Origin of the sequence: Klebsiella sp. 1SOBk10mer (genome assembly GCF_046602535.1) — a bacterium.
In the GTDB taxonomy this organism is placed as follows: Bacteria; Pseudomonadota; Gammaproteobacteria; order Enterobacterales; family Enterobacteriaceae; genus Klebsiella; species Klebsiella quasipneumoniae.
Map to the genome: position 1 here is coordinate 70,944 of NZ_JBKIUP010000012.1, position 15,255 is coordinate 86,198.

Genomic DNA, 15,255 nt, shown 5'->3' on the forward strand with positions numbered 1-15,255 from the left:
CCGCAAAGCAAATAACTACATGTGACAATGTCGAAACAAGGAGCGAACCATGCAGGTCAGCAGAAGGCAGTTCTTTAAGATCTGCGCTGGCGGTATGGCGGGAACCACGGCAGCAGCGCTGGGCTTTGCCCCGGCGACTGCGCTCGCGGAGACACGGCAGTACAAATTGCTGCGCACGCGCGAAACCCGTAACACCTGCACATACTGTTCTGTCGGCTGTGGGCTGTTGATGTATAGCCTCGGCGACGGCGCGAAAAACGCCAAAGCATCCATTTTCCATATCGAAGGCGATCCGGATCATCCGGTCAACCGTGGTGCGCTCTGTCCGAAAGGGGCTGGTCTGGTGGACTTTATCCATTCTGAAAGCCGCCTGAAATTCCCGGAATATCGCGCGCCAGGCTCCGATAAATGGCAGCAAATCAGCTGGGACGAAGCGTTCGATCGCATCGCCAAGCTGATGAAAGAGGACCGCGACGCCAACTTTATCGCGCAAAACGACGCTGGCATCACCGTCAACCGCTGGTTGACCACCGGGATGCTGTGCGCCTCCGCCTCCAGTAACGAAACCGGCTATTTAACGCAAAAATTCACCCGCGCCCTCGGGATGCTGGCGGTGGATAACCAGGCGCGTGTCTGACACGGACCAACGGTAGCAAGTCTTGCTCCAACATTTGGTCGCGGTGCGATGACCAACCACTGGGTGGATATTAAGAACGCCAACCTGATCGTAGTGATGGGCGGTAACGCCGCTGAAGCGCATCCGGTGGGATTCCGCTGGGCGATGGAAGCCAAAATCCATAACGGTGCCAAACTCATCGTTATCGATCCGCGCTTCACGCGTACAGCGTCGGTGGCTGATTTCTATACCCCGATTCGTTCCGGTACCGACATTACCTTCCTGTCGGGCGTGATCCTGTATCTGCTGAATAACGAAAAATTCAACCGCGAATACACCGAAGCCTACACCAACGCCAGCCTGATCGTGCGTGAGGACTACAGCTTCGACGACGGGCTGTTCAGCGGCTATAACGCAGAAAAACGCCAGTACGACAAAACCAGCTGGAACTATGAGCTGGACGAAAACGGCTTCGCCAAACGCGATACTACGCTGCAGCATCCGCGCTGCGTCTGGAACCTGCTGAAGCAGCACGTTTCCCGTTATACCCCGGATGTGGTCGAAAACATCTGTGGTACGCCGAAGGCCGACTTCCTCAAAGTCTGTGAATACATTGCTGAAACCAGCGCGCCGGATAAGACCGCGTCGTTCCTGTACGCTCTCGGCTGGACCCAGCACTCCATCGGCGCGCAGAACATCCGCACCATGGCGATGATCCAGCTGCTGCTGGGCAACATGGGGATGGCGGGCGGCGGCGTCAACGCCCTGCGCGGCCACTCCAATATCCAGGGTCTGACCGACCTCGGCCTGCTCTCCACCAGCCTGCCAGGCTACATGTCGCTGCCGAACGAAAAACAGGCCGACCTGCAGACCTACCTGACGGCTAACACGCCGAAGCCGCTGCTGAAAGACCAGGTCAACTACTGGGGCAACTATCCGAAGTTCTTTGTCTCCATGATGAAAGCCTTCTTCGGCGATAAAGCGACAGCAGAAAACAGCTGGGGCTTTGACTGGCTGCCGAAGTGGGATAAGAGCTACGACGTTCTGCAGTACTTCGAGATGATGAATCAGGGCAAAGTGAATGGCTATATTTGCCAGGGCTTTAACCCGGTCGCCTCGTTCCCGAACAAAAACAAGGTCGTCGCTTCCCTGTCGAAGCTGAAGTTCCTCGTGACCATCGACCCGCTCAATACCGAAACGTCCACCTTCTGGCAAAACCACGGTGAGTCGAACGATGTTGACCCGTCGAAAATCCAGACCGAAGTGTTCCGTCTGCCGTCCACCTGCTTCGCCGAAGAGAACGGGTCTATCGTCAACTCCGGCCGCTGGCTGCAGTGGCACTGGAAAGGCGCGGACGCCCCGGGGATCGCTGTCACCGATGGCGAAATCCTCGCCGGTATCTTCACTCGCCTGCGTAAGATGTATGCCGAAGAGGGTGGCCCGGCGCCAGAGCCAGTGCTCAACATGACGTGGAATTACTCCACACCGCATGAGCCGGCGTCGGAAGAAGTGGCGATGGAAAGCAACGGTAAAGCGCTGGCGGATATTACCGACCCGGCGACCGGCGCGGTGATCGTCAAGAAAGGGCAGCAGCTGAGCTCCTTCGCACAGCTACGCGACGACGGCACGACCTCCAGCGGCTGCTGGATCTTCGCCGGAAGCTGGACACCGGAAGGCAACCAGATGGCGCGCCGCGATAACGCCGATCCGTCCGGTCTGGGCAATACGCTGGGCTGGGCCTGGGCATGGCCGCTCAACCGCCGCATCCTGTATAACCGCGCCTCCGCGGACCCACAGGGTAAACCGTGGGATCCTAAACGTCAGTTGCTGAAGTGGGACGGCGCGAAATGGGGCGGCGTGGATATTCCGGACTACAGCGCCGCCGCGCCTGGCAGCGACGTCGGTCCGTTTATCATGCAGCCGGAAGGGATGGGCCGTCTGTTCGCTATCGATAAGATGGCGGAAGGACCGTTCCCGGAACACTACGAGCCGTTTGAAACGCCGCTCGGGACTAACCCGCTGCACCCGAACGTGGTCTCTAACCCGGCCGCTCGCGTCTTCAAAGGCGATCTCGAGCAGATGGGCAAAGCGGAGAAATTCCCGTACGTCGGCACCACTTACCGCCTGACCGAACACTTCCACTACTGGACCAAGCACGCGCTGCTTAACGCCATCGCGCAGCCGGAGCAGTTTGTGGAGATCGGTGAAAAACTGGCGAATAAGCTTGGCATCAGCCATGGCGATACCGTCAAGGTCTCCTCCAACCGCGGCTACATCAAGGCCAAGGCGGTGGTGACCAAACGTATTCGCACGCTAAAAGTTGACGGTAAGGATATCGATACCATCGGCATTCCTATTCACTGGGGCTATGAGGGCGTGGCGAAAAAAGGCTTTATAGCCAATACCCTGACGCCGTTCGTCGGTGATGCGAACACGCAGACGCCGGAGTTCAAAGCTTTCCTCGTGAACGTGGAAAAGGTGTAACGGAGACGACTTATGGCTTATCAATCGCAAGATATTATTCGTCGTTCCGCGACTAACGGTTTCACCCCCGCGCCTCAGGCGCGGGACCACCAGCAGGAGGTGGCGAAGCTTATCGACGTCACCACCTGTATCGGCTGCAAAGCCTGTCAGGTGGCCTGCTCCGAATGGAACGATATTCGTGATGAAGTCGGTCACAACGTTGGGGTGTATGACAACCCGGCGGACCTGACCGCCAAGTCATGGACGGTGATGCGCTTCTCGGAAGTGGAGCAAAACGACAAGCTTGAATGGCTCATCCGCAAGGATGGCTGCATGCATTGCGCTGACCCGGGCTGCCTGAAGGCCTGCCCGTCAGAAGGCGCGATCATTCAGTACGCCAACGGTATCGTCGATTTCCAGTCCGAGCAGTGCATCGGCTGCGGTTACTGTATCGCCGGCTGTCCTTTCGATGTGCCGCGTCTGAACCCGGAAGACAACCGCGTCTACAAATGTACCCTGTGCGTAGACCGCGTCACCGTCGGCCAGGAACCGGCCTGCGTGAAAACCTGCCCGACCGGCGCCATCCACTTTGGCTCCAAAGAGGATATGAAAACGCTGGCCGGCGAGCGCGTAGCTGAACTGAAAACCCGCGGTTACGACAATGCGGGCCTGTACGATCCGGCCGGCGTCGGCGGTACCCACGTCATGTACGTGCTGCACCATGCCGATAAGCCGAATCTGTACCACGGCCTGCCGGAAAACCCGGAGATCAGCCAGACCGTCAAGTTCTGGAAAGGCATCTGGAAACCGCTGGCGGCCGTCGGCTTCGCCGCGACCTTCGCAGCCAGTATCTTCCACTACGTCGGCGTCGGTCCGAACCGCGCGGAAGAGGAAGAGGACAACCTGCATGAAGAGAAAGACGAGGTGCGCAAATGAAAAGACGTGACACCATCGTGCGCTACACGGCGCCGGAACGCATCAACCACTGGGTCACCGCCTTCTGCTTCATCCTGGCGGCGGTAAGCGGGTTAGGCTTTTTCTTCCCGTCCTTTAACTGGCTGATGCATATCCTCGGCACGCCGCAGCTGGCGCGAATTCTCCACCCGTTCGTCGGGGTGGTGATGTTCGCGTCGTTCATCATCATGTTTTTCCGTTACTGGCACCACAACCTAATCAATCGGGATGATATCTTTTGGGCGAAGAATATTCGTAAGATCGTCGTCAACGAGGAGGTGGGCGATACCGGACGCTATAATTTCGGCCAGAAATGCGTATTCTGGGCGGCGATTATCTTCCTGGTACTGCTGCTGGTGAGCGGTGTGATCATCTGGCGTCCGTATTTTGCGCCGGCTTTCTCAATCCCGGTGATCCGATTTGCGCTGATGCTGCATTCATTTGCCGCAGTGGCGTTAATTGTGGTTATCATGGTGCATATCTACGCCGCCCTCTGGGTGAAAGGCACCATTACCGCGATGGTGGAAGGCTGGGTCACCAGTACGTGGGCGAAGAAACATCACCCGCGCTGGTACCGAGAGGTCCGCCAGAAACAGGAAAAGTCATCTGAATGAGTATTCGCATAATCCCGCAAGACGAGCTGGGTTCGAGCGAGAAACGCACGGCGGAAGCAATTCCGCCGCTACTGTTCCCCAGGCTGAAAAATCTGTATAACCGCCGCGCTGAACGTCTGCGCGAGCTGGCCGCCAATAACCCGCTGGGCGATTACCTGCGCTTTGCCGCGCTGATCGCCCATGCCCAGGAAGTGGTGCTGTACGACCATCCGCTGCAGATGGATCTCACCGCCCGTATTAAAGCGGCCAGCGAACAGGGCAAGCCGCCGCTGGATATCCACGTCCTGCCGCGCGACAAACACTGGCACAAGCTGCTGCACTCGCTGATTGCCGAGCTGAAGCCGGAGATGAGCGGCCCAGCGCTGGCGGTCATTGAAAATCTGGAAAAAGCCTCTGAGCAGGAGCTGGAGCAGATGGCCAGCGCGCTGTTTGCTTCCGACTTCGCCTCGGTCAGCAGCGATAAAGCGCCGTTCATCTGGGCCGCGCTGTCGCTCTACTGGGCGCAGATGGCCAGCCTGATTCCGGGGAAAGCGCGCGCTGAATACGGCGAACAGCGCCAGTTCTGCCCGGTGTGCGGCTCGATGCCGGTCTCCAGCATCGTGCAGATCGGCACCACTCAGGGGCTGCGCTATCTGCACTGCAATCTGTGCGAAACCGAGTGGCACGTGGTACGCGTCAAATGTAGCAACTGCGAACAGAGCCGCGATCTGCACTACTGGTCGCTGGACAACGAGCAGGCTGCGGTGAAAGCCGAAAGCTGTGGCGACTGCGGAACTTACCTGAAGATTATGTATCAGGAGAAGGATCCGAAAGTCGAAGCCGTCGCCGACGATTTGGCATCCCTGGTGCTTGACGCCCGCATGGAGCAGGAAGGCTTCGCCAGAAGCTCAATTAACCCGTTCATGTTCCCCGGCGAAGGGGAATAAGTTCTGCGCTCCTATAACGGGCGACTCAGGTCGCTCGTTATCATTCATACGGTGTGAACACGCCGGAAATGCTCTCCTTAGCCCGTTTCTGCTTCTCCAGATATTGTTCAACTTTTAGGGTGCTGTTCAGAAGGACAAGGTATTACGGCGCACCGGATAACGAGCAAATTACACCTGATAAAAACGAAGAAAAAGCAGATCTTTGCTGAGAAATACGCTTCTGCGAGCCGCTTTCCACAATGCGATCGCGGCTTTATTCGGTATATCTTTTTCGCAATAACCAGGCTATAACACTGGATATTAACCCAGTAAAAGGGACTTGCCATGACGTTGGAAAAAGGGATTGCTTCGCTGGTTGAGGAGTTTATTGCTGCGGGGCGGCCATTATCGCGAGAACAGAGTATTGATGACCGGAGAAACGGCTATCTCGCCAGCGCCGTTCTCGCAGGGGAAACAGAAACGCGGGTGCAGGTTGAAGACATCGCGCTCGATGGCATGACCTTGCGCGTCGTCTCGCCGCCAAAAAGCAACGGCTTACTACCCACCATTGTGTATTATCACGGCGGCTGTTTTGTCAGCGGCGGCTTTGCCACCCACGACAATCAGCTCCGCCAGCTAGCCTGGTTCAGCGGTTGCCGGGTGATCGCCGTGCAGTACCGCCTGGCGCCGGAGCATACCTTTCCGGCGGCGCACGATGACGCAGAACAAGGTGTCATGATCATCCACCGGCACGCGGAGCAGCTTGGCGTTGACGCCTCACGCATCACACTGGCTGGCGACAGCGCCGGCGGGCACCTCGCTCTGGTAACGGCCCTGCGCCTGAAAGCGAATGCGGCGTGGCAACCCGCGCAACTGATTCTGATTTATCCCATGCTCGACCCCACCGCCAGCATGGCGAGCTACGTCAGCAACGGCGCTGACTATGTGATTACCCGGGACACGTTGTTGAGCGGCTATGAAATGTACCTCGCCTCGACGCCAGCGAACCATCCGGATGCCAGTCCACTCTGGCGCGACGATTTTCACGGTCTGCCGCCGGTGCATATTCTGACGGCGGAGTTCGATCCTTTACGCGACGAGGGCGAAGCGCTGCATCGAAGGCTGATGGCGCAAGGGGTGGAGAGTTCCTGTCAGCGCTATCTGGGGGTGATCCACGGCTTCTTTCAGCTGGGTGGGATCAGCCGCGCCGCGCGAGATGCCATGCGGGATATCGCCTGGCGCTTAGCATCGCCAGGACGATAACCGCCCGCGGCTTACTCTTCCTCGTTGCCGCCCTCTTCGTAAGAGCCAAAGGGCTTCGCCGGCAGCACGATGTAGATCCCCTCGAAAACGGCGCCCTGTTTATCGTCGCCAAAAAGCTCCACCTGCATTTGCACGCGGGCTTTACGCCCACGCGCCAGACGGTCGAGATCGCCGCTCAGCGAACCGAGGTCGGCGATGGCGCTGGGGCGGCCGCTAATGGGCTGACTGTAGCGGATATGCGCATCCGCCAGAATGATGGTGCCCCCCAGGTGCCGCTCGCGCAGCATCAGCCAGATAAGCCCCCATCCGGTTAAGGTAGCGAGCGAGAACAAACTGCCGGCAAACAGCGTGTGGTGCGGATTCTGATTTCCCGCTTCCGGCATGGTGGTAATAAATTTCTGCCCGGTGTACTGCTGGATGCGCACGCCCATTTTTTCACTCAGCGGGATATGCTGATACCACGCCTGCTGTAGTTGCGCGCACCAGTCGCCACGGTGGAGAATGTCGTCCAGCGATGCGACCGGCTTAATCATCAGGAAATGACGGATCGGCGTGGTGGTCGGGGTGGTGATCTCCCCCTGATTGATAAAGCCGAGCTTGGCGAAAAACTCCACCGCATCTTCGCGAGCGCTACAGGTGACCCGCTTAACCCCTTCCTGACGCGCGACGGACTCCAGGGTCATCGCCATCAGCGTACCCAGCCCTTTATCCTGCACCGAGGGATGAACGGCCATAAAGCGAATGGAGGCTTCATTCTCTGCATTGATATATAGCCGGCCGACAGCCACCAGGTTGCCCTCTTCATCCACCACCATCTGATGATGCGCCATCGCATCCCAGGCGTCACGTTCCGAACCCTTAGGCTGATGCAGCGGCTTACGCAGCATCTCCCAGCGGAACTGATAGTAGCTCTCTAACTCTTCTGCTGTTTGCGGTACACGAAGGTGATACATAGTCGTACTCTCTTTTGTTACCCGCAGCCTGCCCGGAAGCTGGGTCATACTTGCAACCAAAAGGTCACGGGACCATCATTGACCAAAGAAACCTGCATATCCGCAGCGAATCTTCCGGTCTGGGTGTTCATTTCCTGCTGGCGACAGCGGGCGACGAAATACTCATACAGCGCCTCAGCGCGGTCAGGAGCGGCGCCTTTCGAGAAGCTTGGCCGCATTCCCCGCTCGGTATCCGCCGCCAGCGTAAATTGCGAAACCACCAGCACGCTGCCGCCCGCCTGCTGAACGTTCAGGTTCATTTTCCCCTCCGCATCGCTGAAGATGCGGTAGCCCAGCACGCGCTCGCAGAGGCGATTCGCTTTTTGTTCATCATCGTCTTTTTCGACTCCCAGCAGCACCAGAAGCCCCGGGCCAATTTCGCCCGTCACTTCGTCCGCCACGGTAACGCTTGCACGGGATACGCGTTGAATTAATGCAATCATGGTTGTTCTGTTTCTTCTGTTTTAAGTTTGCGGTATTCACCGAGAGTGACAGTAATTTCAGCGCCAAGCAAGACGATACACCAGGTCCAGTACACCCAGACGAACAAAATCGGCACCACCGAAATCACGCCATAAATGAGCTGATAGGACGGAAAGGTGGTGATATAGAGGGCAAACGCTTTTTTACCTGCCTCAAACAGCAGCGCCGCCACCAGCGCCCCGATCACCGCGTCGCGGTTACGTACCTGGGTGGTGGGTACAATACTGTAGAGCAGCCAGAATGCCGCCCAGGAGAGGATCAGCGGGAAAAGGCGGAGCAGATTATCAATTACGCCGTCCAGGTCGCTTGCCCAGCGCAGCGACAGCAGATAGGAACTGATCGCCAGGCTGGCGCCCGCCAGCAGCGGGCCAAGGGTCAGGATCATCCAGTAAACGGCAAAGGAGTAAACTTTGGGCCGGCTGCGCGTGCTGCGCCAGATGGTGTTTAGCGCGCTGTCGATCGAGTACATCAGCAGCAGCGAGGTCACGATCAGGCCAAAGGCGCCTACGGCGGTCATGCGGCTGGAATTGGCGACGAACTGCTCGATATATCCCTGGATCACATCCCCGGTCGCCGGAATAAAATTGGCGAAGATAAAATGGCGGATCTGCACGCTGACTTCGGAGAACATGGGGAAGGCCGCAAACAGCGCGAACACGACGGCAATCAGCGGCACCAGGGACAGTAATGACACATAGGCGAGGTTCCCCGCCAGGGTGGTCATATGGTCTTCATCAATACGCCGCCACAGCAGCTTAAGCCATGCCAGCAGCGGCCGGGTATGGTGGAGTAATTTTTGATGAACGGTTCTTAGCATAGCTGTTTCGCGAAATAGTCAGGGATGGTCTTCTTCCCGGTCACCAGAATACTGGTGATCCCCAACCGGTTAGCCCCTGCTATATTATCGACGTTATCATCAAAAAAGACCGTATCTGCGGCGGAAAAACCCTCTTCTTCCAGTACTCGCTGATAAATTTGCGCTTCAGGCTTACGCATTCCCATCTCCTGAGACAGATAGATGCGATCGGCGGCAGCGCGCACTTCCGGGTATTCATCCGGCCAGAACGTGGTGTGAAGACGATTGGTATTGGAGAGCACCACCACGCGATGGCCCTGGGCACGCAGTTTTTGCATGATCGCAATCACTTCCGGACGCAGCGCGACAAACACCGCCTGCCAGCCGTGAGCAAACTGCTCATAGCTGAGGGACATATTCATTTCATGGCACATGGCGGCGGCAAAATCTTCATCGCTGAGCTCGCCGCGCTCATGCTGATGGAAAGCCTCTCCCATGGTGAAATGCTGCTTCAGCGTCGCCAGCGGGATGCGGGTTAAATCGCTCCAGGCCCCCAATACCCGGTTGAAGTCAATGTCGACAATCACATTACCTAAATCAAAGATATAGAGCATTTTCGTCTCCTTCCGCGCCGTGGAAAATTAACTTTAGCGGGAAAGATGAGGTTTGACTATGCATAAACCTGAAACAACAAGCCACTCGCGAACAAAGCCGCATAATGCGGCTTTGAATAAGCAGAATCAGGCTGGCGGTTATTCTGTCGCAGCGCGCAGCGTTTTCCTGCCACCGCGAATGCGTTTAACCAGCATGACCGAAACGAACGCGCCACAGAGCGCAAAGCACGCCATGATGCCAAAGACTATCTTGTAGCCTGTCAGACCAGGGTTGAGATCGAGAATGTAGCCATACAGGCTGTAGCAGAACATGGCCGGTGCGTAGCCAACGAAACTCCCCAGCGCCATGGCGGCGCCGGTCCGGTTCTCCGCGATGTTGGCTTCACCGATCGGGGCAAAGAAGACCGCTCGCTGGGTAAACACAATTGCGCCAAATCCCAGGGTGCAGATCATGCCGAGGTAGACTGGCATGCTTTCGTGGGGCAGCAATATTAACGCCACCAGGGCTACGGTGCTGGCACAGAAGGTATAGAAGAGATATTTGCTTGGCGACTTGAGGATTTTATCGGCTATCAGGCCGCCAATCGGCCCACCCACCATTTTCAAACAATACTGGTTAATGATGCCGTAGGCGCCCACCAGCGCCACCGGCAACAGGTAGATATTTTTCAGGAAGGGAATAAAGAAAGTGAGCCCACAGTAAACCGCATAAACAAAGAAGACGTTGAACGCGATAAGCCAGATGGTTTTATCTTTTAAGACCGAAGAGATGCTACTTTTCTCTGTGGCGCTCTCGACGGTAGCTTTCTCAAGCGCATCCTCATCCTTTTCTTTCAGCATAAAAAACAGCATGATCCCGACAACAATCACGATCAGAGCGTAGAACCAGATCCCGGCTTTAAACCCCAGCAAACCGCTGCCAAACCAGGTGAAAATAGCCAGGGCAGAGAAAGCAATAATCGTGTCGACAATCCCCCGCCCGGTCTCAAAGAAACCAAACAAACGCCCCTGCTGTTCGCTGTTGCCCAACCGGCTTACCGACTTTAATAGCACCGGCCAGTTCATCATGTCGCAGGTAACGCCAAAGAGAGCCCAAACAAAGAGAATTCCCCAGTAGCCTGGCATAGTCGTCAGATAGATCCCCAACAAGCCTGTCGCAATCAGCGATAGCGACATGGTGTAGCGGCGAGGCAGTTTATCGGCAAAGTAAATTGACAGGAAAAAACCAATCGTGGTCACCACGGAGTTCACCGACATGGCATTGCCTATCTGGCCATTAGTCAGATGGAAATAGTCCTGCATCGGAATATAAAAAGCATCTTTCAGAGAAGGCAGTTTATAAATGGTGCCACCGCACAGGGTTAATAAACTGAATATAGCCCATTTCTTTTTTGTGAGCATAAGTTCCCCTAATGATTGAACATCATTTGGTTTAAGGAAAATAACAGACCATCATCATTTATTAAAAATGATGTCCCGGCATAACGAATTATTAGTAAATTTAGTGTGTCAGCGCCGTAAGCGCTTCGTCTTTTATTCTCTGCAACGTCTCTTTGACATAATGGAGCTGCGCTATCGCATCCTCTTTTTCTTTTAGCAGTCGCGCTTCAAGCTGATCGGCGTCTGGCAGTGGGGTTTCGCTCATTTGTCGCCAGGGGATCCACGGGTTGTCCCCCTCCGAGGCAAAACGGAACGGGGGGGCATAGTAATCCACTTCTTCTTCCAGACCGTATGCCATGACCTGCGGATGATCATCACCAAGACAAATTAATTCCGTCAGCAGCGCCTTAAACGGCATATCGCCCTGGCCTGAATTACAGGCCCGATGCCCAAGCCCACCGTTCTCAGTAATAATACAAGCGTCTTTGATATGAACCTGCGTAATGTAAGGTGACATCAACGCTAACGCCTCAAGCGGTCGCTCATTAGCGTTGATCATATTGGCGAAGTCAAAAAGGAGCGATAGCGATGGCATCTCGCTTTGTTTAATTAAATTCACCAGTTCAGCGCTTTTGAGATCTTCATGTTGCTCAAGGGTGAAGGTCAGGCCGGTATGGCTATAAGCCTTTTTAATGTATTGAATATCTGATGAAATTTTTTCCATTACGTCATGTAAATGGCCTTCATAACGCGGATAAAAACGAACGGAAGTCGCTCCTGTTTTTAAAGCGATAGTCGCGGCCTGATCGATGGTCTGTTTATCGGAGGCGCTGGTTTCGATGTGAATATCCAGCTGCAACGCTTTCGCTTTGTCAGCAAACCCGGCTAACTGGGCATCATTCATATTGCTCAGCGAATAACGCTCACCATCAAGAACGTGTATTTTCACCCCCTTTAAATGCAGACTATCTGCAATGGTCAGTAAATCATTAGGTAAAATACTTTCAAGCCGCATATTCAAATGATAGGCATAAGCATGAAGGTAGAGTGGTATATTATCAATACGGGAAAGGATCTTCCCGGCGTTATCTTTAGTGACCATAAATTACCTACAAATTAATAAACAGATCCACAGCCTCAAATCGCCAGTATTCGAGATCTATTTGCACAATATTGCCGGCACTATCGGCACGGTGTTTTTCTATCAGAATAGCCGGCAGACCTGCAGAGCCACCGATGAATTTGCTCACATCGCCCGACATTCTGACGGGTCTAAAAGCCAGTTTTTTTATCACCACAGGCTTATGATATTCACGCTCCCAGACGGAGGAAAAAGACTGGTTCTTCAACCGGTCAATAAAATCTGGCGCGACGTTAGGGTTGATAAAAGTCTCGTGGTAGAAAACTTTATGCCCTTCCAACGCTCCCCAGCCGGTGACCAGATATAAATCATCAGACGAAGTGACATCCAGCAGGGGTTTAGCGGCGTCGGGATAGTCTCGGGTTCGCTGTTTTTCAATAAAGCCCCACGAGGGTTCTCTTCCCTGCTCAATGGCGGCCCGCTGAAAGCTCGCGGGGAGCTCAGGACTGTAGTTAAAACGCGGCTGCGCGACAAACCATCCTTTCCGGTCTTTACGAAAGATCCTCGATTCCGCTTCCAGGCTGAGCAGCGCCTGACGCAGCGTCATGCGTTTGATCCCCAGCAGTTCGCCAAGCTCTCTCTCTGAAGGCAGTTTTCCACCCGCAGCCGTCAGCCCTTGCTTAAGCCACAGATCCAGTTTCTCTTTTGCATTTTCGACAGTAGAAAGATTTTCAGTCATTGTTTAATCCATTTGGTTTAAACCAGATGACTCATCTTACTCTTCTGCAAAAAAAGAAAGCAATTCCTCGGACAAACTTTAGGTATAAATGTGACCAGGGTCTCCTGGAGGCCCCGGGTTAGCGCAGCGATTGTCAGATCTCACCCATAAAAAAACCCCGCCGGAGAGGCGGGGTTTAGCGAACAGCAAGAAGAATGAATTACTCTTCTTTTGCACCGCGCATTGCGCGTTTACGGTCGTTCTCGGTCAGGTGACGTTTACGGATACGGATAGAGGTCGGAGTGACTTCTACCAGTTCGTCGTCATCGATGAACTCCAGAGCCTGCTCCAGGGTCATCTTAACCGGCGGAACCAAAACCGTGGCTTCGTCAGTACCGGACGCACGCATGTTGGTCAGTTTTTTACCGGTCAGGCAGTTTACCGTCAGGTCGTTAGAACGGCTGTGAATACCGATGATCTGGCCTTCGTAAACTTCCGCACCGTGACCGAGGAACAACTTACCGCGATCCTGCAGACCGAACAGCGCGAACGCTACCGCTTTACCCTGACCGTTGGAGATCAGCACGCCGTTGTTACGCTGGCCCACTTCGCCCGGACGAACGTCGTCGTAGTGGCTGAAGGTGGAGTACAGCAGACCGGTACCGGAGGTCATGGTCATGAACTCTGAACGGAAGCCGATCAGACCGCGGCTTGGGATCACGTAGTCGAGACGTACGCGGCCTTTTCCGTCCGGATTCATGTTTTTCAGGTCGCCTTTACGCTCGCCCAGCGCCTGCATAACAGAACCCTGGTGCTGCTCTTCGACGTCCAGCGTCACGTTCTCGAACGGCTCTTGTTTACGGCCGTCGATTTCACGGAAGATAACTTTCGGACGGGAAACCGCCATCTCGAAACCTTCACGACGCATGTTTTCAATCAGAACGGACAGGTGCAGTTCACCACGGCCGGAAACGCGGAACGCATCAGCGTCTTCGGTTTCTTCAACGCGCAGCGCCACGTTGTGCACCAGCTCTTTGTTCAGGCGGTCCAGAATCTGGCGAGAGGTAACGAACTTACCTTCTTTACCGCAGAACGGAGAGGTGTTGACGTTGAAGAACATGGAAACGGTCGGTTCATCGACGGACAGGGCCGGCAGCGCTTCGACATTCTGCGGGTCGCAGATGGTGTCGGAGATGTTCAGCTCGCCCAGACCGGTGATCGCGATGATGTCGCCAGCTTCAGCTACGTCGCTCTCGATACGCTCAAGACCCAGGTGGGTCAGTACTTTACCGACTTTACCGTTACGGGTTTTGCCTTCGCTATCGATGATAGTGACCTGCTGGTTCGGCTTCACTTTACCGCGTTTGATGCGGCCGATGCCGATGACGCCAACGTAGTTGTTGTAGTCCAGCTGGGAGATCTGCATCTGCAGCGGACCGTCAAGGTCAACGTCCGGCGCCGGCACGCGATCGACAATCGCCTGGTACAGCGGGGTCATGTCGTCAGCCATGTCTTCGTGGTCCAGACCCGCGATACCGTTCAGCGCGGACGCGTAAACGATCGGGAAGTCCAGCTGTTCGTCGGTCGCGTCGAGGTTAACGAACAGATCGAACACCTGATCGACAACCCAGTCCGGACGCGCGCCCGGGCGGTCAACTTTGTTGATGACCACGATCGGCTTCAGACCGTGGGCAAAAGCTTTTTTGGTCACGAAGCGCGTTTGCGGCATCGGGCCATCAAAGGCATCTACCACCAGCAGCACAGAGTCAACCATGGACATAACACGCTCAACTTCACCTCCGAAGTCGGCGTGCCCAGGGGTATCAACGATGTTGATACGGTAATCATTCCATTTGATTGCGGTGTTTTTCGCGAGGATGGTAATCCCACGCTCTTTCTCCAAATCGTTGGAGTCCATCACACGTTCTTGTGCTTCAGTACGTGCGTCGAACGTACCGGATTGCTGTAGCAGCTTGTCAACCAGGGTAGTTTTACCATGGTCAACGTGCGCGATGATGGCGATATTACGCAGATTTTCGATCACAACTTTGCCTCAGGCATTAGAAATAGCGCGTTATTGTACACGTATTAAGCGAAGGACTGAACAGGATCACAAACATCCTCCGCAAACAAGTATTGCAGAGTTTCTTTGTGACCGCTTTCACGGAGCGATAAAAGGGCACCGTAACAAAAATTGCACCAAAATGGTGCTCAATGTTCACACTGAGGCACTATTTTGGTGCATTATCTCCATCATGGTGCAGTCCTTTTGCACTATGGTGCGCATGATACAGCGTTTTATGGGGCATTTAAAAGTTGGCACAGATTTCGCTTTATATTTTTTAAGGCAACAACGCCACTTTTAAGCAGTATGAA

At 54.9% G+C, this 15,255-nt stretch carries 13 protein-coding genes; 5 read left to right on the plus strand and 8 right to left on the minus strand.

Features of this window, described 5'->3' with window-relative positions:
* Positions 1-49 precede the first annotated feature (49 nt).
* The 5 genes from fdnG (at position 50) to ACLH1I_RS22730 (ending at position 6,815) form a co-directional block, all read left to right on the plus strand.
* Positions 50-3,100: a formate dehydrogenase-N subunit alpha gene (fdnG, locus tag ACLH1I_RS22710; RefSeq protein WP_106479130.1), complete on the plus strand. Its 3,051-nt coding sequence runs from the start codon at positions 50-52 to the stop codon at positions 3,098-3,100.
* A 12-nt stretch (positions 3,101-3,112) separates the two neighbouring features.
* Positions 3,113-4,015 (plus strand): formate dehydrogenase subunit beta, encoded by a 903-nt coding sequence (gene fdxH / locus ACLH1I_RS22715; protein WP_002882822.1) that lies wholly within the window; start codon positions 3,113-3,115, stop codon positions 4,013-4,015.
* Complete coding sequence (gene fdoI, locus ACLH1I_RS22720; RefSeq protein WP_004203632.1) at positions 4,012-4,647, plus strand: formate dehydrogenase cytochrome b556 subunit; 636 nt, start codon at positions 4,012-4,014, stop codon at positions 4,645-4,647. The genes fdxH and fdoI overlap by 4 nt, the downstream gene beginning before the upstream one ends.
* On the plus strand, positions 4,644-5,573 hold the full coding sequence (gene fdhE / locus ACLH1I_RS22725) for a formate dehydrogenase accessory protein FdhE (RefSeq protein ID WP_004203631.1): 930 nt from the start codon (positions 4,644-4,646) through the stop codon (positions 5,571-5,573). Before fdoI ends, fdhE begins: the two co-directional genes overlap by 4 nt.
* 324 nt (positions 5,574-5,897) lie before the next feature.
* Positions 5,898-6,815 (plus strand): alpha/beta hydrolase, encoded by a 918-nt coding sequence (locus ACLH1I_RS22730; RefSeq protein WP_151629341.1) that lies wholly within the window; start codon positions 5,898-5,900, stop codon positions 6,813-6,815.
* Positions 6,816-6,826: 11 nt separating this feature from the next.
* Here ACLH1I_RS22730 and fabY read toward each other — a convergent pair whose 3' ends face one another.
* The 8 genes from fabY to typA all read right to left on the minus strand — a co-directional run bounded on the left by fabY (position 6,827) and on the right by typA (position 14,923).
* Positions 6,827-7,768: a fatty acid biosynthesis protein FabY gene (gene fabY, locus ACLH1I_RS22735; protein WP_025999202.1), complete on the minus strand. Its 942-nt coding sequence runs from the start codon at positions 7,766-7,768 to the stop codon at positions 6,827-6,829.
* Between the two features lie 44 nt (positions 7,769-7,812).
* Positions 7,813-8,250: a D-aminoacyl-tRNA deacylase gene (dtd, locus tag ACLH1I_RS22740; RefSeq protein WP_004203627.1), complete on the minus strand. Its 438-nt coding sequence runs from the start codon at positions 8,248-8,250 to the stop codon at positions 7,813-7,815.
* Positions 8,247-9,107: a virulence factor BrkB family protein gene (locus tag ACLH1I_RS22745; RefSeq protein ID WP_004203625.1), complete on the minus strand. Its 861-nt coding sequence runs from the start codon at positions 9,105-9,107 to the stop codon at positions 8,247-8,249. Before ACLH1I_RS22745 ends, dtd begins: the two co-directional genes overlap by 4 nt.
* Positions 9,101-9,700 (minus strand): glucose-1-phosphatase, encoded by a 600-nt coding sequence (gene yihX / locus ACLH1I_RS22750; RefSeq protein ID WP_017899838.1) that lies wholly within the window; start codon positions 9,698-9,700, stop codon positions 9,101-9,103. The genes ACLH1I_RS22745 and yihX overlap by 7 nt, the downstream gene beginning before the upstream one ends.
* Before the next feature lie 138 nt (positions 9,701-9,838).
* A complete protein-coding gene (locus tag ACLH1I_RS22755; protein ID WP_151629343.1) occupies positions 9,839-11,101 on the minus strand; it encodes an MFS transporter in 1,263 nt (420 codons plus the stop codon).
* Between the two features lie 100 nt (positions 11,102-11,201).
* Positions 11,202-12,182 carry a sugar phosphate isomerase/epimerase family protein gene (locus ACLH1I_RS22760; protein ID WP_151629345.1) on the minus strand — a complete coding sequence of 327 codons (981 nt, stop codon included), beginning with the start codon at positions 12,180-12,182 and terminating at the stop codon, positions 11,202-11,204.
* A gap of 7 nt (positions 12,183-12,189) precedes the next feature.
* The gene (locus ACLH1I_RS22765; protein WP_151629347.1) at positions 12,190-12,900 is read right to left on the minus strand and encodes a GntR family transcriptional regulator; all 711 of its coding nucleotides are present in this window, start codon (positions 12,898-12,900) and stop codon (positions 12,190-12,192) included.
* Between the two features lie 199 nt (positions 12,901-13,099).
* On the minus strand, positions 13,100-14,923 hold the full coding sequence (gene typA, locus ACLH1I_RS22770) for a ribosome-dependent GTPase TypA (protein WP_002882755.1): 1,824 nt from the start codon (positions 14,921-14,923) through the stop codon (positions 13,100-13,102).
* Between the last annotated feature and the right edge of the window lie 332 nt (positions 14,924-15,255).